This is a genomic window from Raineyella sp., assembly GCF_034933565.1.
In the GTDB taxonomy this organism is placed as follows: domain Bacteria; phylum Actinomycetota; class Actinomycetes; order Propionibacteriales; family Propionibacteriaceae; genus Raineyella.
This window is the reverse complement of record NZ_JAYFNG010000003.1, coordinates 20,256-37,147: the sequence shown is the minus strand read 5'-3', so window position 1 is coordinate 37,147 and position 16,892 is coordinate 20,256. Positions and strand designations below refer to the sequence as shown.

Genomic DNA, 16,892 nt, shown 5'->3' with positions numbered 1-16,892 from the left:
CGTGCCATGCCAGCCGCCGGGTATGTCACGCCAGCCCGCCGGTGTGCCATGCGATCCCGCCGGGCGTGCCACGCGATCCCGCCCGGGTATGTCACGCGATCCCGCCGGGCGTATCACGCCATGGCGCAGCACCGGGACCCGGCCGGCCCCCGGGTGGCATGATGCTGCGGTGACCACGCCCGTCGACCTCCCCACCCGCAACTGGTGCGAGACCGCGACCCTGGCCCGGCCGGAGCGTTCGTACGCCGTGGCGGGTGCCGACGGGATCGCCGAGCTGCTCACCGCCCACCCCGGCAGCCGGGTGCAGGTGCTCGGCTCGCGGTTCAGCTACCCGACGCTGATCGACGGCACCGATGCGATCGCGCTCCACCTGCGCAGCGCCGGGCCGCGCGTGATCCGGCTCGATCGTGACGCGGTCACCGTTACCGCCGACTGCACCCTCACCGAGGTGTGGGAGCACGTCCGCGACTGGGGCCTGACGCTGCCGGTCTGCCCGCCGGTGATCACCGAGCAGACCGTCGCCGGCGCGCTCGGCACCGGCACCCACGCGCAGGGTCTGGGCGAGGGCCTGCTCGCCGACGCGGTGCTCGCGGTGGCGTACGTCGGGGCGGACGGTGCCGAGCACGAGGTGACGGCCGATGACGAGGAGTACGGGGCGTTCCTGCTGCACCTGGGCAGCCTCGGCGTCCTCACCCGGGTGACCCTGGCCGTACGGCCCAACAGCCGCTACCACTGCGCCAAGTACACGACCTCGGGCGGCGAGCTGCGCGAGGGTTTCGCGGCCTGGAACCGCCGCTCGACCCAGGTGAAGGCCTGGTGGTGGGTCGAGGAGGATCGCGCCCACGTCTGGGAGGTCCGTCCACTCGGATCGCCGGGATCACCGGACCCGTCCGGATCGTCGGACCTGCAGGGACCGCAGGGATCGCACCGGGTGGCCGACGGAGCCACCGCAGCGCACTCCGACGCGCCGCACACGGACCTCAACCCCATCCTCGAGGCCACCCGGGCCCGGCTCGGCGACGACACCGGCGAGCATGACGACGATGCGGCCCCGCAACGTACGGTCGGGCGGTTCTTCGACTACTCGGACACCACCGGTGATCTGGTGGAGATCTTCCGCAACGGCATCCCGGCACCGCAGATCAACATGGAAGTGGGCGTCCCGCTCGACCGGTTCGACGAAGCGGCGGTGGCCCTGGCCCGGGTGATCACCGCATCGCCGTTCCGGATGCACTACCCGGTCATCCTGCGCCCGACCGGGCCGAGCCGGGCCTGGCTGTCCTCGGCCTTCGGACGCGAGGTGGTGTGGTTCGGGTTCGTCGTCTACCAGCGCCCCGACGGGTCGGTGCCGGACGGCTCGGTCGAGCTGCTCGGCGAGATCCAGCGGGAGCTGGCGGCCCTCGGCGGCCTGCCGCACTGGGGCAAGTACTTCGACGCCGACCTGTTCGATCTCACCGCGCTGCCCCGCTTCGAGGAGTTCCGGACGGTCCGGTCGCGGCTCGATCCGCAGGGCCGGTTCCTCAGCCCTCAGGTCGCGGACCTGCTCCGGCACCGACCCGTACGCCCCGCGACGGCAGGCTGACCCCCGGGACCTCCCGTGGCACCGCGCTCGCCACCGTCGGCGCCGAGGTCGCCATCATCGACGCTGTGCTCGCCACCGATCGGGGCGGCGTCACGGGCCCGGACACCGGCTGCGGGTCCGGCACCGGACGGGCGGTCGCGGACCGCCGCCGGCGGGCAGTGAGTCGTCCGGCAGCCCGCGCCCCGAGGGCCTCGAGACCCGCCACCGGCCAGCCGGTCGCCGCCGGCCGGCGCAGGAACACCGGGCCGATCGCGAAACCGATCAGTGCCGCGACCGTGTGCCCGAGCGAGGTGAAGCCCGGCGAGGTGAACGCGGCCTGCGCCACGTACGCCACGATCAGCGCGGCCCAGGCGATCCGCCACCGGCCCCGCAGTCCGTACGTGCCGACCGCGGCGAGACAGAAGAACGCGTAGCTGGCGCCGACGTCGATGGTGTTCGCCACGGTCGTCGGGACCCGCCCGGAACTGACCCCGACCGTGAGCAGCACCGCGACCAGCAGGGTGGCGCCGATGTGACCGACCCAGAAGACCAGCAGCCAGGCGCGGGTGCCGATCCAGCGTTCGATCGGCGCCGCGATCAGGGTGAACAGGACCAGCCAGCCGACCATCTCGACCGGGGTGGCCCAGAACGCGCTGCGGACCAGCACCGTCATCGGTTCCTGCCGCAGCTGGTGCAGGTTGGTGCTCATGTCGCGCAGCAGGGCCAGGCTCACCCGGCTGCCGGCGCCGGCGAGGATCCAGGTGGTCACGCCGAGCACGGCCAGCGTCACGAAGGTCGCCGGGGCGCTGCATACGTACCCGATGATCGCCGGGCCGTGGTGCAGCCACAGGGCGTGCAGGCGGCGCGTCCCCGGCCAGTCGCGCGCGGAGGCGAAGGTGACCAGGCCGATGGCGAGGGCGACGACGAGTGTGACCATGGGAGACTCCCGCGAGTCGATGTGGCGGACCGGAAGGACGTGGCGGGCCGAACGACCCAGTGGATCGGGACGATGCGCTGGACCGAGGCGATGTGGTGGATCGAGGCGATGTGCTGGACCGACGCGATGTGGTGGATCAGAACCGTCCGGTGGATCGGACGAGTCCATGGTGGCCACGATGGGCAGGTCGGGGATGAGAGGTTCCCATGCGGTTGCTGTGTGGCGGGGAGGATCCCGGAACCGACCCGGAACCGGTCGGGGCCGAGCACCCAGAAGTCCCCGATCCCCGGCCAGCGGGCCGCGTCCCGGAGTCGTGGCTGGCTAGCCTGGAACCAAGCGCAGCCGGTCCGCCCGGCGCACCATCACGGGAGCACTGACATGGGATTCAACTTCGACGAGGCCAAGAAGAAGCTCAACCTGGACGAGACGCTGGACAAGGTGGCCAAGGTCGTCAAGGAGACCGTCGACCAGATCGACGACGCGATCGAGAAGGGCCGCGAGACCCTCAGCGAGAAGCTCGAGCCGAAGCAGGAGGGCGAGGCCCCCACCGCCGAGCCCGGCCCCACCCCGCAGCCCGGCCCTGACGCCGAGCCCGGTCCTGACACCCAGCCGGGTCCTGACACCCCGCCCGGCGAGGGGGAGAACGCCAAGCCCGACTACACGATCTGAGCCGGATCCACCCGCTGACCCGACCGTACGATCCCACGGACCACGTGGCCCGGGCCGCCCCACGGCCCGCGGTTCCCGTGGTCCGTGTGCTGTGTCCGGGATCCGCCGTCGCTCCTCGCTGTCCCTGGCCTGTCCGCCCGGGGCCCGCTGGCAGACCAACTCACTAGCGACGAGGAAGCCACTCCCTGGCCCGTCCGCCCGGGGCCCGCTGCCCAGGCTCAGTCCGCCAGTTCCAGCGGGCGGCCCTCGAAGTCGGCGAGCCGCTGCGCCTCGGCGATGATCGCCTGCCGTTGGGGTGCGGACACCGCCGGACTGAGGGCGAGCGTGACCCGCGTCGTCGCCCCGGTGGCCCGGCGCTGCCACAGGCCGACCTCGGCGAGGTCACAGATCACCACCCCACCGCCGACCCGCGCGTACGTGGGCGGCCGGTCCCCCATCGGATGGCCGTCGGTCCGCTGCCACGACGGCGCCAGGTAGGTCAGGGTGGCCTCGTCGAACGTCGGCAGCAGGTGCGCCCGCCGCGGCCGGGTCTCCTCGTGGACCGCCGCCGGGTCCCACCACAGCTCCACCCCGTCGAACGTCACCGACGCCAGGCCCAGCTCGTCGAGCGCGCGGCGGATCTCCGCCTGGGTCACCGCCGCCCAGCGGGTGAGTTCCCGGATGCTCGCCGGCCCGTGACCGGCGAAGAACCGCGCGGTCAGCTCGCGGACCAGGTCCTCGCGCGGGCGCGGCGTCGCGGGCGGCACCACGTCATCCATCAGGGCGTACGTGTGCTGGTCGCCCGCCGACGGACCCGAGACGACCAGCTCCCGCAGCTCGGCGAGCATCAGCAGGTGGCCGACGACCTGGCCCTGTTCGGGGAATCCGGTCGTCGGCAGCAGCGGGTGCAGTCGGCGGCGGGTGAGCGGCCCCTGCTCGGTGATCGCCGCCCGGATCACCTCGAACGCCCGCTCGACCACCGGCTCGGTGATCCGCAGCTGGCGGTGCCGCGCCCCCATCGACCGTTCGATCCGGGCAGCGGACAGCGCGAGCAGCCAGCGCAGGTCCACCGGGAGGACGTAGTGCCAGGTCGGCCGCAGGACGTGGGTGCGGACGATCCGGCCCCGATCGACCGCCGCGGCGACCTCCGGCCCGGGCGTCCCCGAGCGCATCCCGATCGACCAGCGGGCCATCGGGGCGTCCTGGGACTGGACGGCGAGCGCCTCACCGACCACCGCGACCGGATCGGCCGGAGCGGCCGTGAGGCGTTGGGTGGCCAGCCGCTGGGCCAGCAGGGCGCGGCGTTCCATGCGGGTCAGTCCTGCTCGACCTGCTCCTGGTCCCGGCGTCCGTGGCCCTTGTAGAGCAGGTCCAGGTAGTCGGCGAGTTCGCCACCGACACGGGCCTCGTAGCGGCCCGTGTCGTCATTGCGTGTGACGGTGACCTCGGTCATGACCCCACCCTAACCACCGCCCCGACAGCGTCCGGGTGCCGAGGCGTTCGGGCCGCGATACCCCCGCGACGTTCGGGCCGCGACGCTCCCGGGACGTTCCCCGCGGGAACGCGCGCGACGTCCGACGGCAGGGACGACGTTCCCGCGGGAACGTCCGCACTGCGTCGGTGGGCGACCCGGGAGGCGGTGGGCCGGCGCCTCACAGATCCGGCACAGGATGCGTACGTCCCCGGCACACCATCATCGGGTGCCATGGTGGACGGCTCCCGTTCACCGCCGTGGTGCGAGGAGGAACCTAGACTGACAACCATCACCCGCCGCCGTACGCGGCACGATCGCTGGGGGACGGCATGAGCACCCACCGGAACTTCGCCGCACTCGCCGAGGCGCTGCCGAAGCTGAGTCACCCGGACGGCTCCCCGATCCGCGCCCTCGTGGTGGACGACGAGGCGGTCCTCGCCGACCTCGTCGCGATGGGCCTGCGGATGTGCAACTGGGACGTCAAGGTCTCCCATGACGGCCTGGACGCGGTCGAGCAGGCCCGGACGTACGCCCCCGATGTGCTGGTGCTCGACTGGATGCTGCCCGGCCTGGAGGGGGACGAGGTGCTCGCCCGGATCCGCCAGCACTTCCCCGAGATCCCCTGCCTGTTCCTCACCGCCAAGGACAGCGTCGAGGACCGGATCACCGGTCTGGTCCGCGGCGGCGACGACTACGTCACCAAGCCGTTCGCCATCGAGGAGGTGCTGCTGCGGCTGCACCGGTTGGTCGAGCGGTCCGGCGCCGCGTACGCGGACTCCGCGGAGCTGGTCGTCGGTGACCTGACGATGAACGTCGAGACCCGCGAGGTCACCCGCGGCGGCGACGACATCGACCTGACCGCCACCCAGTTCGAGCTGCTGCGCTACCTGATGGAGAACCCGAAGGTGGTGCTCAGCCGCGGCCAGATCCTCGACAACGTGTGGCACTACGACTTCGCCGGCCAGGCGAACATCGTCGAGCTCTACATCTCCTACCTGCGCAAGAAGATCGACGCCGGCCGCGAGCCGATGATCCACACCGTCCGGGGCGTCGGCTACGTGCTGAAGCCCGCCGTCTGATGGCAGCTGCCCCCGGTCCCATCCCGCCGTACGCCGACCCGGCGCTGCCCGCGGCCACCACCCTGACCACCCCGGGGAAGGGATCGGGCACTCGGAAGGCGGGCATCGGTCGCTGGCGCCGGCTGTCGCTGACGACGCGGTTGGTCGCGATGATCCTGGTGATCATGGCCGCCGTGCTCGCCGCGTTCGGCGCGGTGACGGTCGCGGTGATGCACCACAACCTCTCCCAGCGGCTCGACTCCGACGTCCAGCAGGCGATGCTGCGCTCCTTGTCGTACGCCCGGCCGACCGACCATGACGACGACGTGCACGACCGCAACCCGATCGACGCGCCGGGTCAGCCGACCCGGGTGCTGACCCTGGTGCGCGACGCGTCCGGCAGCACGGCGGCCTACTACCGGGTGCCGGACGGGTCGACTTCGGCACTGCGGGTCGCCGATGTGCAGACGATCGCCGCCGCCGGGCTGCTCACCCCCGCCACCGGCGCCGCCCACAACGATGCGGAGACCACCCCCCGCCTGCCCGCACCGCAGACGGTCCGGCTGTCCATCGGTGAGTACCGGATGCAGTCGATCACCGTCGCCGACCAGAGCAGCGGCGGCGTCAAGGTGGTGGTGACCGGTCTGCCGACGACGACGGTCGACGGCCCGGTGGCGTTCCTGACCGCCACCGAACTGGTCGGCGGCGCATCGGCGCTGCTGCTGGCGGGCCTGGTCGCCACCCTCGCGATCAGCCGTTCACTGCGTCCGCTGGCCCGGATCTCCAAGGTCGCCACCGACGTCGCCGCGATGCCGCTGGAGAGCGGCACCGTCGATCTGAGCGGCCGCCGGGTGCCGACCGACCTGGCCCAGCCCGGCACCGAGGTCGGCAACGTCGGCCACGCGCTCAACCTGCTGATCGACAACGTCGACGAGGCGCTGGGGGCCCGGGCCCGGACCGAACGCCAGCTGCGCGCCTTCGTCGCGGACGCCTCGCACGAGCTGCGCACCCCGCTGGCGGCCGTACGCGGCTACACCGACATCCTGCGGCTGACCGAGGAGCTCAGCCCCGAGGGCCGTACGTCACTGGGCCGGGTGGAGTCACAGACTGATCGGATGACCGGGCTGGTGGAGGATCTGCTGATGCTGGCGCGGCTCGACGAGGGACGTACGCCCACCTTCGTCGACCTGGACCTGAGCGAGCTCGCGGTCGAGGCGGTGATGGACGCGACGGCCGCCGGGCCGGACCACGTGTTCACCTGCGACGTCCCGGACGAGGCGATGACCGTGCACGGCGACCGCCGTCAGCTGTCCCAGGTGATCGCCAACCTGCTGTCCAACGCCCGCAAGCACACCCCGCCCGGCAGCACGGTGAGCACCGTCGTCCGGCGGGGCGGGGACGGCTCCGTCGAGGCGATCGTGACCGACGACGGGCCCGGCATCGACCCCGACTTCCTGCCGCACCTGTTCGACCGGTTCGCCCGGGCCGACACGTCCCGCAGGTCGACGGAGGGCAGCACCGGGCTCGGGCTGGCGATCGTCCGGGCCGTCGTCGAGGCCCACCACGGCACGGTCACCTGCAGCTCCCGGCCCGGCAACACCGTGTTCACCGTCCGGCTCCCGGCCGCCGGCACACCGGCCCCGAGGCTCCCCGGCGTCCCGGGTGCCCCCAGCGCCCCCAGCGCCCCCAGCACTCCGACCCGCCCGGGTCCCCGGACGTGACCGGGTCGGGCGGCCGCCCGACCGACGCAGGGTCCGGGCCACCCGACCGCCCCAGGATCCCGGCCGACCCAGGATCCCGGGCGGGCCGGACGTCGGGCGGGCCGGGGGTCGGTCAGGCCCGCAGACCCTTGGCGTACGCGGTGGCGTGCCGGGGCTGGTAGAGGAGCATGTCCTCGGCACCGGGCACCTGGAGCGTGACGGCGAGCCCCCAGCCGAGATCCTGGGCCTCCCCGGTGAAGACGGCGCCACGCCCCGCCAGCTCGGCCATCGTGTCCGCCAGGTCGTCGCACATCAGCGAGATGCTGTGGTGCTTCGGCGACTCGTACGTCGCCCCGACGCCCTCCGCATGGGTCGGGTGGACGGCGACCTCGCAGGGGCCGGCGGCGAAGATCAGCCAGTCGTCGACGGAGGCCTCGTCCGGCTCCCCGCTCTGTGCCGACACGGAGACCGACTCGAGCAGCAGCACGTCACGCAGGAAGGTCCGGGTCGCCGCGGCATCGTCGGAATAGATGAGCAGGTGCATGGCCGTGATCATGGGCTCATGCTGCCTCCTCCCGGGCCAGCGGCGCCACCGTACGGTTCACCCGGTGATCGACCGGTCGCCCGGTGACCGGACCTCGTTGACGTGACCCCCACGGTGGCGAAGACTGCCGAGGTGACCCACCGTACGATCCGGCGACTGCTCCTGCCCCTCCTCGCGCTCGCCCTGCTCACCGCCACCGTCGGCTGCGGGCCACTGGCCCGGGTCGGCCTGAACGGGGAGGTGGCCGCGCTCCGGACGGGCCTGGAGTCCGGCTCGCTGGCCGGCCTGCGGACCGGCAACGGGGCCGACGCCGAGGCCGAGCTGACCGCCCTGACCAGCGGGATGGACGGGATCAGGCCGCGGGTCACCCCCGGCACGGCGACGGTCGACGGGCAGAAGGCCACTGTCCCGCTCACCTTCGACTGGGTCTTCCCGGCCGGCACCTGGCACTACGACACGACCGCCACGTACACCCGCGGCGGCCAGGGCTGGTCGCTCGACTGGGCGCCCACCGTCCTCCACCCCGCGCTCACCGCCACCACCCGGCTGGTCCACCGGCGCACCGCCGCCCAGCGCGGCCAGATCCTCGGCACCGACGGACTGCCGATCGTCAAGGAACGCGACGTCTTCGTCCTCGGCCTCGACAAGTCCACCGTCGCCGCCGGCCAGGTCGACGACTCCGCACGGAAGATCGCCACCGCCCTCGGCATCGACTCCCAGCGCTACCTCGACAAGGTGCACGCCGCCGGGGCGATCGCCTTCGTCGAGGCGCTGACCATCCGGGCCGAACGCGCCCAGGTCCCCCCCGACTTCCTCGGCACGCCCGGGGCGCGGGTGCACCGCGAGGTCCGCCAGCTCGCCCCGACCGCCAGCTTCGCCCAGGGCCTGCTGGGCACCGTCGGGACGGCGGACGCGCAGCGGGCCCAGGCCTCCGGCGGCGCCGTCCTGGTCGGCGACCCGGTCGGTGTCGGCGGCCTGCAGGAGCGCTACGACGACCAGCTGCGCGGCAAGCCGGGCGACCGGGTGATCATCGTCCCGCGGGACACCCCGGCCGGTCAGGTCGCCGACCCACCGGCGGTGTTCAACGCCACCGCGACCGCCGGCGCCGCCCTGCAGACGACCCTCGACGCAGGTCGCCAGACCAAGGCCGAACAGGCACTGTCCTCGGTCAAGGGCTCCGCCGCCCTGGTCGCGGTCGACACCAGCACCGGCGCGATCCTCGCCGCCGCCACCGCGCCCGACGACGGGGCCAACCCGACCGCCACCTTCGCCCGCCAGGCCCCCGGGTCCACCTTCAAGGTGGTCACCTCGCTGGCGCTGCTGCGCTCCGGCCTCACCCCCGACTCCGCCGTCACCTGCTCCCCCACCGTGACCGTCGACGGGCGTACGTTCACCAACTACTCCGACTTCCCCGCCGCCGGCCTGGGCCGGACCACCCTGCGCGCGGCGGTGGCGAACTCCTGCAACACCGCGATGATCGGCCAGCGCGACCGGATCACCCCGCAGCAGCTGACCGACGCGGCCGCCAGCCTCGGGCTCGGTAAGGACCACGACACCGGGTTCCCCGCCTTCTACGGCTCGGTGCCGCCCCCGGCGAACACCGTGGGCGCCGCCGAGGCCCTGATCGGCCAGGGCCTGGTCGAGGCGTCCCCGATGTCGATGGCCGGTGTGGCCGCCTCGGTGGCGAGCGGCCACACCGTGGTGCCCTACCTGCTCGAGGCGCACCGCCCGAGCGCCGACGCGCCCCCACTCACCGACCAGGAGGCGGGTGCGCTGCGCTCGATCATGCAGTCCGTGGTGACCGACGGGACGGCGTCGAGCATGCGCGGCGTCCTCACCGGCGCCAAGACCGGCACCGCCGAGTACGGCACCGACACCCCGCCGAAGACCCACGCCTGGATGATCGGCTACCGCGACGGGGTGGCGGTCGCCGTCTACGCCGAGAACGGCACCTCCGGCTCCGCGACCGCGGGACCGATCGTGAGGGCGTTCCTCGGCTCCTGACTCCACCCGACCCGGACCGGGACCATGGTCCGGGTCACCGGCGGGCCGACCCGGTGTCGTGAACCCGACCACTGCCGTCCCCCGGACCTGTGTCGTGATCCCGGTCACCACCGCGTCCGGGCCGCGACCCGGGTTACGGTGAGCCCATGCAACCGCGCCTGTCGATTGTCACGCTCGGCGTGAAGGACCTCGAGCGGTCGACGCAGTTCTACGAGGCCGTCGGATTCCAGGCCCGCCGTGGCGTGACCGATGTCGTCCTGTTCCAGACCCTCGGCCCGATCCTCGCCCTGTCCAGCTGGGAGCACCTCGCCGACGGCGCCCAACTGTCGTCCGGCGGCACCGGATTCCGCGGGCAGCGCCTGGTCAGCCACTTCCGCACCGACGCGCAGGTCCGCGCAGCGTACGAGGAGTGGCTCGCCGCGGGCGGCTACTCGGTGCGCCCGCCCACCGATCGTGACTGGGGCGCGTACACCGCGATCGTCGCCGACCCGGACGCGCATCTGTGGGAGTTCGTCCACCATCCCCGCCAGGACCTGGTCCGGTTCAACATGTTCGGTCAGCTCGAGCTCAGTTGACCCGAGGAACTCGCGACCTCGTCGATCCGAGAGTCTCGGCCTCGTCGATCCGAGAGCCTCGGGCGTCGTACCCGAGAAACCTCGAGCCCAGGTGACCCGAAAAGCTCGGGCCTCGTACCGAGAAGCTGGAGCCGGTTGACCCGACAGGACGGCGGCGGTGCTGCACAATTGTCCAGCACCCCTGACGGGGTACCGGGCGCCCGTTGCCGGGCCCTGGAGGTCCGATCCGGGAGGTGAGCGGGATGGATGCCGATGTCATCGTCATCGGTGCCGGCGTCGCGGGGCTGCGGTGCGCCCGGGTCCTGGAGGACGCCGGGATGGACGTCCTCACCGTCGATGCCGGCCAGACGGTCGGCGGGCGGATCCGCTCCTCGCGGATCGACGGGTTCACCTGCGACTGGGGCCTGATGACGCTGAACCCGCAGATGCCGGCCGTGCACCGCTGGGTCGACCTCGATCTGCTCGACATGCGCTATCCGCAGGCCGCGCTGCTGGTGCGTCGCACCGACGGCCCGCAGCTCCTCGGTGATCCGCGGCGCGCCCCCCGGCTGCTGCCCTCGATGGTCCGCAGCCGGATGATCTCCGCCACCGACCTCACCGCGCTGGCCCGCTGGTCGGCCAGCGGCCTGGTCGGCGGGCGGGTGCTCGACTCCGACGACGACACCACACTGGAGGCGTCCCTGGACGAGTACCGGGTGCGCGGCGCCCTGCGCGAGGAGCTGCTGCTCCCGGTGCTCTACGCATTGCTCGCCGACAGCAGCGGGACGACGTCGGCGGCGTACGCGAAATGGGTGCTGCACAGCATCCTCGCCGGGACCCCCGGGCTGCCGGCGAACGGCATGCAGGCACTGCCGGAGTTGCTCGCTGCCCAGTTGCGGCGACCGGTGCGTCTGGAGGTGCACGCCTCCGCCGTGCTGGAGACCGGCCCGGGCGTGGAGGTCAGGACATGGAGTGACACGCTGCGGGCCCGGAAGGCCGTCGTCGCGGTCAGCCCCGAGGCGGTGAACCAGCTGCTGCCGGTGCGACGCCCGCGGATGCAGGGCGTCGCCACCTGGTGGTTCCGCGCCCCCGAGGCGCCCTTCGCACTGCCGGTCTTCGCGCTCGACGGGCGGGGCCCGATCGGGCCGGTGTGGACCGCGGTCGAAGTGACCAGCTTCGCCCCCACGTACGCTCCGCCGGGCACCCACCTGGTGGCCGCCAAGACACTCCTCGACCGCTTCGACGGCCGGGCCGATGCCCGGGTCGTCCGTCGCCATCTGGCCGCGATCTACGGCGTGCCGACCGACGACTGGGAGGTGGTGGCGCACTTCGAGCTGCCGAACGCGCTGCCGACGCACCGCCCGCCGCTGTCCGACCGGCAGCAGGTGCGGATCTGGGACGACGTGTACGTCGCCGGTGACCATCGCAAGACCGGCTCGATCCATGGGGCGATGGTGTCCGGACAGCGCGCTGCCGAGGCGGTCCTGGCCGACCTCGGCGTCCCCCGGTCACAGCCCCGGCACCGCCGCGCTGTGCCTTCGCGACACGACCGGTGAGGCCCTCGCGTCGCCCGGTCGGCGACCGGCGAGGCCGTCGTAACCTCCGGTCAGCGACCGGTGAGCGCCCGCGGCGGATGGGGCCGACCGACCGAGGAGCCCATCCGGACGCCACCGGACGGGTCGGCGGTGAAGAACCGCGACCCCGCCGGCGCCACCAGCGCCTGCCGGAGCCGCTCCTCGAGATCGCGCACCTGGGCCTGCAGATCCTCGACCAGGTCCTGCATCTGCAGGATCCGGTGGATGCCCTCGAGGTTGATCCCCTCGACCTGACTGAGGTGCTGGACCATCCGCAGCCGGTCGACGTCGCGCGGCGAGTAGCGCCGGCCACGCCCGGACGTACGCCGCGGGGACACCAGTCCCAGCCGGTCGTACGTCCGCAGCGTCTGCGGATGCATGCCGGCGAGTCGGGCCGCCACCGAGATCGCGAAGACCGGCGCATCCCGGTCGATCCGTTCCGGGAGCCGGCTCGACTCGGCGGCCATCAGTGCCCCCGGGCGAACAGCGCGGCGCGCGGGTTGGTCTCGCCCGCCTCGTCGGCGTAGATCAGCAGGGCGTTACGGGCCCGGTCGGTCAGCTGGGCCGGGACGGTCACCTCGATGGTGACCAGCAGATCACCCTTGGAGCCGTCCTTGCGGACGACACCGCGCCCGCGGACCCGCAACGTACGCCCGTTCGGCGTCCCGGCGGGGATCCGCAGCCGGACGTTCTGCCCGTGCAGGGTCGGCACCTCGATCTCGGCACCCAGCGCGGCCTCGCTGAAGGTCACCGGAACGGTGATGGTGAGGTTGGTGCCGCTGCGGCCGAAGAGCTTGTGCGGGGTGACGTGGACGTCGACGTAGAGGTCACCGGGGCCGCCGCCGTGCTCACCCTGGGAGCCCTTGCCCTTCAGCCGGATCCGCTGGCCGTCCTCGACCCCGGCCGGGATGCGGACCTGCATGGTGTGGGTCGAACGACCACGCCCGGAACCGCCGCAGACCGGGCACGGGTCGTCGACGATCAGCCCACGGCCGTGGCAGTCCTGGCAGGGCTCGGTGACCTGGAAGACGCCACCCGAGGTGGCCGTACGCATCCCCGAGCCCTGACAGGTCGGGCAGACCCGCGGCACGGTGCCGGACCTCGCGCCGGTGCCCGAACAAGCCGCACAGGGCGCGTCGGAGACCATCTGCATGGACACCGTGGTGCCCTCGACGGCCTGGTCGAAGTCGATCGTCACGTCGCCCTCGACATCGGCCCCCCGGCGCGGGCTGCGGCTGGTCGTCCGGCGGACGCCGCCACCGCCCCCACCGAACAGGCCACCGAGCAGGTCGGAGAAGTCACCGGCGCCGGAGGTGGCGTTGCGGAACAGGTCGTCGACGTTCGGCGTGGCCTGCCCCTGGCCGCGGTTGAACCGGAAGCCGCCCCCGAACAGGCTGCGCTGCTGGTCGTACTCCTTGCGCTTCTTGGGGTCCGACAGGACGTCGTTGGCCTCCGAGACGGCCTTGAACCGCTCCGCCTTGTCGGCGTTGCCCGGGTTGGCGTCGGGGTGGTTCTCGCGCGCCAGCTTGCGGAAGGCCTTCTTGATGTCGTCCTGGGTGGCGTCCTTCGAGACGCCCAGGACCTTGTAGTAGTCCTTCTCGAGCCAGTCCTTCGTGCTCACCGGCGCGGCCTCTCATCCGTGGTTGCTGGGTTCACCGTGCTCGCGTACTGCGCGCGTACTCGTCTGCTGCTCGCGTACTCGTCTGCTCGCATGCTCGTCCTCACTGCTGCTCGCATGCTCGCAGGATCAGGTGTTCCTGGAGTGTGTGTTCATGGGGTGTGTTCAGGAAGCCTTCCGGGGTGATGGTCCCGGGGGGCGGATCGGCGGTCCGGGCTGAACACTCCGGACCCGGACCGCCGATCGTCGTCCTCCCTCGTGGGGCCGGTCTCAGGCCCCGGTGACGGCCACCCGGGCGGGACGCAGGATGCGCTCGCCGATGCGGTAGCCGGGCTGCAGCACTGCGACGACGGTCGGACCGTCGACCTCGGTGCCCTCGGGGGCGGGCTGATGCATCAGCGCCTCGTGGATCTGCGGGTCGAAGGCCTCGCCCTCGACGCCGTACGCCTCGAGACCGTGCTTCGCCGCGACCTTCTCGATCTCCTCGGCGACGGCCTTGAAACCGCCGGTCAGGTCCTCGTGGGAGCGAGCCGACCGCAGGTCGTCGAGGACGGCCAGCAGGTCGTTCATCACCGACTCGATCCCGGTCTGGCGGGCCACATCGCGGTCCCGGTCGACACGACGCTTGTAGTTGACGTACTCGGCCTGCAGCCGCTGCAGGTCCTCGGTGCGCTCCCGCACCTGGCTCTCCAGCTCCACCACCCGGGCATCCTCCACCAGCTCGCTGACGTCGTCGGGCACGACGAACTCTCCGGGCACCTCGCCCTCCTCGGTCTCGTCGGCGTCCTCGACCTGCCCGGTCGGCTCCGCCCGGTCGGCCGGCTCCGCACCGGTGTCACCGGACGGCCCGGGGCCCGCCGCGGCCTGATCGGCCGTCGGCGTCCCCGGGACCCGGCGTTCGTACGTCTCGGGATCGAAACGGCGCTTGTCGGAGATGTGCAGGCCCTCCGGCCGCTCCTCCTCGCCGTTCACGTTCTCGGGATCGGTCACTTCTTGTCACCCTTGTCGTTCTCGTCATCGACGATCTCGGCGTCGACCACGTCGTCGTCCTGGGCCGAGCCAGCGCCGCTCTCGGCGGACGCGGCCTGCTGCTCCTGCGCGGACTGCGCCTGGGCGGCGGCGTACATCGCCTGGCCCATCGCGGCGGAGGTGGTGTTGAGCTTCTCCATGCCGGCCTTGATCGCCTCGACGTCCTCGCCCTCGAGCGCGGTCTTCAGCTCCTTGATCGACTCCTCGACCGGGGTCCTGGTGTCCTCACCGATCTTGTCGGCGTTGTCCTTCAGCAGCTTCTCGGTGCGGAAGACCAGCGCCTCGGCCTCGTTGCGGGTGTCGACCGCCTCGCGACGCTTGCGATCCTCCTCCGCGTGCGCCTCGGCCTCCTTGACCATGTTGTTGATCTCGTCCTTGCCGAGCGCGGAGCCGCCGGTGACGGTCATCGACTGTTCCTTGCCGGTGGCCATGTCCTTGGCGTTGACGTGGACGATGCCGTTGGCGTCGATGTCGAAGGTGACCTCGACCTGCGGCACGCCGCGCGGCGCGGGCATCAGGCCGGTCAGCTCGAAGTTGCCGAGCGACTTGTTGTCCCGGGCGAACTCGCGCTCGCCCTGGTAGACCTGGATCATCACCGACGGCTGGTTGTCCTCGGCGGTGGTGAACACCTCGGAGCGCTTGGTCGGGATGGTGGTGTTGCGCTCGATGATCTTGGTCATCACGCCACCCTTGGTCTCGATGCCCAGCGACAGCGGGGTCACGTCGAGCAGCAGGACGTCCTTGACCTCACCCTTCAGCACACCGGCCTGCAGGGAGGCGCCCAGGGCGACGACCTCGTCGGGGTTGACCGACTTGTTCGGCTCCTTGCCGCCGGTCAGCTCCTTGACCAGGTCGACGACGGCGGGCATCCGGGTCGAACCACCGACCAGGATCACCTGGTCGATCTTCGAGACCGGGATGCTCGCGTCCTGCAGCACCGAGTTGAACGGGGCGCGGCAGCGGTCGAGCAGGTCCAGGGTCATCTTCTGGAACTCGGCGCGGGACAGCTTCTCCTCGAGGTGCAGCGGCCCGGACTCGCCCAGGGTGATGTACGGCAGGTTGATCGAGGTCTCCGACGCGGCGGACAGCTCGATCTTCGCCTTCTCCGCGGCCTCCTGGAGGCGCTGGCGGGCGATCTTGTCCTGACCGAGGTCGACGCCGTTCTTGTTCTTGAACTGCTTGATCATCCACTCGACGACCCGGGTGTCCCAGTCGTCGCCACCCAGGCGGTTGTCGCCCTTGGTGGCCTTGACCTCGAACACGCCGTCGGAGATGTCCAGCAGCGAGACGTCGAAGGTGCCACCACCGAGGTCGAAGACCAGCACGGTCTGCTCCTGGTCGGCCTTGTCCAGGCCGTACGCCAGAGCGGCCGCGGTCGGCTCGTTGATGATCCGGTCGACGGTCAGACCGGCGATCTCACCGGCCTCCTTGGTCGCCTGGCGCTCGGCGTCGGAGAAGTAGGCGGGGACGGTGATCACCGCGTTGGTGACGGTCTCACCGAGGTACGCCTCGGCGTCGCGCTTCAGCTTCTGCAGCACGAACGCGGAGATCTGCTGCGGCTTGTAGGTCTTGTCGTCGATCCGGGTCGTCCAGGTGGTGCCCATGTGGCGCTTCACCGAGCGGATCGTACGGTCGACGTTGGTCACCGCCTGACGCTTGGCGACCTCGCCGACCAGGACCTCGCCGCTCTTGGAGAAGGCGACGACGGACGGGGTCGTACGGGCACCCTCGGCGTTCGGGATGACCGTCGGCTCGCCGCCCTCGAGGACAGCGACGACAGAGTTGGTGGTGCCGAGGTCGATACCTACTGCACGAGCCATGTGATGTACCTCCATGGTGTTTTGACCTGATGGTGTGTGACCTGCGTGGTGTAGCCCGAGTGGTGCCGGTGCCCGGTGCCGGTGGCGCCGGTCCACGCGGACCAGGGAACTGCTGCTGGGTTGAGTCTACTCGGCTCAACCCTTGCCTGAGCCTACTCGACTCCATCGGGTGATGATTGAGTCGAGTCCGCTCAAGTCGGAGCTTGAGTCACATCCGCTCAACTATGCATCGGTCGGAGTTATTCCCACCATGGGGGATTTCCCTGAAGCTGCGGGCCGAGGGCCCTTGCTATGCTCCGACAGGGCCCCCGACCCGGGCCGCGGACGAGGGAGCAGTACCCGCAGCTGACAAGACTGACTCGGACAGGTCA

At 71.8% G+C, this 16,892-nt stretch carries 15 protein-coding genes and 1 riboswitch; of the genes, 7 read left to right on the top strand and 8 right to left on the bottom strand.

Annotated elements, in window-relative coordinates; genetic code table 11:
- Nucleotides 1-169 precede the first annotated feature (169 nt).
- A complete protein-coding gene (locus VB059_RS01300; RefSeq protein ID WP_323420213.1) occupies nt 170-1,582 on the top strand; it encodes a D-arabinono-1,4-lactone oxidase in 1,413 nt (470 codons plus the stop codon).
- Here the strand turns inward: VB059_RS01300 and VB059_RS01295 are convergent.
- Nucleotides 1,521-2,498 (bottom strand): rhomboid-like protein, encoded by a 978-nt coding sequence (locus VB059_RS01295; RefSeq protein ID WP_323420212.1) that lies wholly within the window; start codon nt 2,496-2,498, stop codon nt 1,521-1,523. The two genes, VB059_RS01300 and VB059_RS01295, sit on opposite strands and share 62 nt — an antisense overlap.
- Nucleotides 2,499-2,876: 378 nt before the next feature.
- Here VB059_RS01295 and VB059_RS01290 point away from each other — a divergent pair, with 378 nt between their 5' ends.
- Nucleotides 2,877-3,167, top strand: coding sequence for a hypothetical protein (locus tag VB059_RS01290; protein ID WP_323420211.1), 291 nt, complete (start codon nt 2,877-2,879; stop codon nt 3,165-3,167).
- A gap of 218 nt (nt 3,168-3,385) precedes the next feature.
- On the opposite strand, the gene VB059_RS01285 is transcribed toward VB059_RS01290, so the two are convergent.
- Both VB059_RS01285 and VB059_RS01280 read right to left on the bottom strand, forming a co-directional pair.
- Complete coding sequence (locus VB059_RS01285) at nt 3,386-4,456, bottom strand: winged helix DNA-binding domain-containing protein (RefSeq protein ID WP_323420210.1); 1,071 nt, start codon at nt 4,454-4,456, stop codon at nt 3,386-3,388.
- A 5-nt stretch (nt 4,457-4,461) separates the two neighbouring features.
- On the bottom strand, nt 4,462-4,599 hold the full coding sequence (locus VB059_RS01280; protein ID WP_323420209.1) for a hypothetical protein: 138 nt from the start codon (nt 4,597-4,599) through the stop codon (nt 4,462-4,464).
- 350 nt (nt 4,600-4,949) lie between these two features.
- Here VB059_RS01280 and VB059_RS01275 point away from each other — a divergent pair, with 350 nt between their 5' ends.
- Both VB059_RS01275 and VB059_RS01270 read left to right on the top strand, forming a co-directional pair.
- Nucleotides 4,950-5,699, top strand: coding sequence for a response regulator transcription factor (locus tag VB059_RS01275; RefSeq protein ID WP_323420208.1), 750 nt, complete (start codon nt 4,950-4,952; stop codon nt 5,697-5,699).
- Nucleotides 5,699-7,399 (top strand): HAMP domain-containing sensor histidine kinase, encoded by a 1,701-nt coding sequence (locus VB059_RS01270; RefSeq protein WP_323420207.1) that lies wholly within the window; start codon nt 5,699-5,701, stop codon nt 7,397-7,399. The genes VB059_RS01275 and VB059_RS01270 overlap by 1 nt, the downstream gene beginning before the upstream one ends.
- Nucleotides 7,400-7,511: 112 nt before the next feature.
- On the opposite strand, the gene VB059_RS01265 is transcribed toward VB059_RS01270, so the two are convergent.
- A complete protein-coding gene (locus tag VB059_RS01265; RefSeq protein WP_323420206.1) occupies nt 7,512-7,934 on the bottom strand; it encodes a VOC family protein in 423 nt (140 codons plus the stop codon).
- Nucleotides 7,935-8,054: 120 nt separating this feature from the next.
- Here VB059_RS01265 and VB059_RS01260 point away from each other — a divergent pair, with 120 nt between their 5' ends.
- The 3 genes from VB059_RS01260 (at nt 8,055) to VB059_RS01250 (ending at nt 12,036) form a co-directional block, all read left to right on the top strand.
- On the top strand, nt 8,055-9,926 hold the full coding sequence (locus VB059_RS01260) for a penicillin-binding transpeptidase domain-containing protein (protein ID WP_323420205.1): 1,872 nt from the start codon (nt 8,055-8,057) through the stop codon (nt 9,924-9,926).
- A gap of 146 nt (nt 9,927-10,072) precedes the next feature.
- Entirely contained in the window at nt 10,073-10,501 is a 429-nt protein-coding gene (locus VB059_RS01255) for a VOC family protein (protein WP_323420204.1), read from the top strand.
- A gap of 242 nt (nt 10,502-10,743) precedes the next feature.
- Nucleotides 10,744-12,036 carry a flavin monoamine oxidase family protein gene (locus VB059_RS01250; RefSeq protein WP_323420203.1) on the top strand — a complete coding sequence of 431 codons (1,293 nt, stop codon included), beginning with the start codon at nt 10,744-10,746 and terminating at the stop codon, nt 12,034-12,036.
- Nucleotides 12,037-12,086: 50 nt separating this feature from the next.
- On the opposite strand, the gene VB059_RS01245 is transcribed toward VB059_RS01250, so the two are convergent.
- From VB059_RS01245 to dnaK, 4 genes are all read right to left on the bottom strand, one after another.
- Nucleotides 12,087-12,521, bottom strand: coding sequence for a heat shock protein transcriptional repressor HspR (locus VB059_RS01245; RefSeq protein WP_323420202.1), 435 nt, complete (start codon nt 12,519-12,521; stop codon nt 12,087-12,089).
- Entirely contained in the window at nt 12,521-13,675 is a 1,155-nt protein-coding gene (dnaJ, locus tag VB059_RS01240; RefSeq protein ID WP_323420201.1) for a molecular chaperone DnaJ, read from the bottom strand. The genes VB059_RS01245 and dnaJ overlap by 1 nt, the downstream gene beginning before the upstream one ends.
- 267 nt (nt 13,676-13,942) lie before the next feature.
- Nucleotides 13,943-14,662, bottom strand: coding sequence for a nucleotide exchange factor GrpE (gene grpE / locus VB059_RS01235; RefSeq protein ID WP_323420200.1), 720 nt, complete (start codon nt 14,660-14,662; stop codon nt 13,943-13,945).
- Nucleotides 14,659-16,521 carry a molecular chaperone DnaK gene (dnaK, locus tag VB059_RS01230; RefSeq protein ID WP_323420199.1) on the bottom strand — a complete coding sequence of 621 codons (1,863 nt, stop codon included), beginning with the start codon at nt 16,519-16,521 and terminating at the stop codon, nt 14,659-14,661. The genes grpE and dnaK overlap by 4 nt, the downstream gene beginning before the upstream one ends.
- A gap of 299 nt (nt 16,522-16,820) precedes the next feature.
- Nucleotides 16,821-16,885, top strand: a riboswitch (guanidine-III (ykkC-III) riboswitch).
- Nucleotides 16,886-16,892: the final 7 nt, after the last annotated feature.

Coding starts and splice junctions, on each gene's coding strand:
- VB059_RS01275 (WP_323420208.1), top strand. CDS start 4,950: ATGAGCACCCACCGGAACTTCGCCGCACTCGCCGAGGCGCTGCCGAAG.
- dnaK (WP_323420199.1), bottom strand. CDS start 16,521: ATGGCTCGTGCAGTAGGTATCGACCTCGGCACCACCAACTCTGTCGTC.
- VB059_RS01255 (WP_323420204.1), top strand. CDS start 10,073: ATGCAACCGCGCCTGTCGATTGTCACGCTCGGCGTGAAGGACCTCGAG.
- VB059_RS01265 (WP_323420206.1), bottom strand. CDS start 7,934: ATGATCACGGCCATGCACCTGCTCATCTATTCCGACGATGCCGCGGCG.
- VB059_RS01270 (WP_323420207.1), top strand. CDS start 5,699: ATGGCAGCTGCCCCCGGTCCCATCCCGCCGTACGCCGACCCGGCGCTG.
- VB059_RS01250 (WP_323420203.1), top strand. CDS start 10,744: ATGGATGCCGATGTCATCGTCATCGGTGCCGGCGTCGCGGGGCTGCGG.
- VB059_RS01285 (WP_323420210.1), bottom strand. CDS start 4,456: ATGGAACGCCGCGCCCTGCTGGCCCAGCGGCTGGCCACCCAACGCCTC.
- VB059_RS01295 (WP_323420212.1), bottom strand. CDS start 2,498: ATGGTCACACTCGTCGTCGCCCTCGCCATCGGCCTGGTCACCTTCGCC.
- VB059_RS01290 (WP_323420211.1), top strand. CDS start 2,877: ATGGGATTCAACTTCGACGAGGCCAAGAAGAAGCTCAACCTGGACGAG.
- VB059_RS01245 (WP_323420202.1), bottom strand. CDS start 12,521: ATGGCCGCCGAGTCGAGCCGGCTCCCGGAACGGATCGACCGGGATGCG.
- VB059_RS01280 (WP_323420209.1), bottom strand. CDS start 4,599: ATGACCGAGGTCACCGTCACACGCAATGACGACACGGGCCGCTACGAG.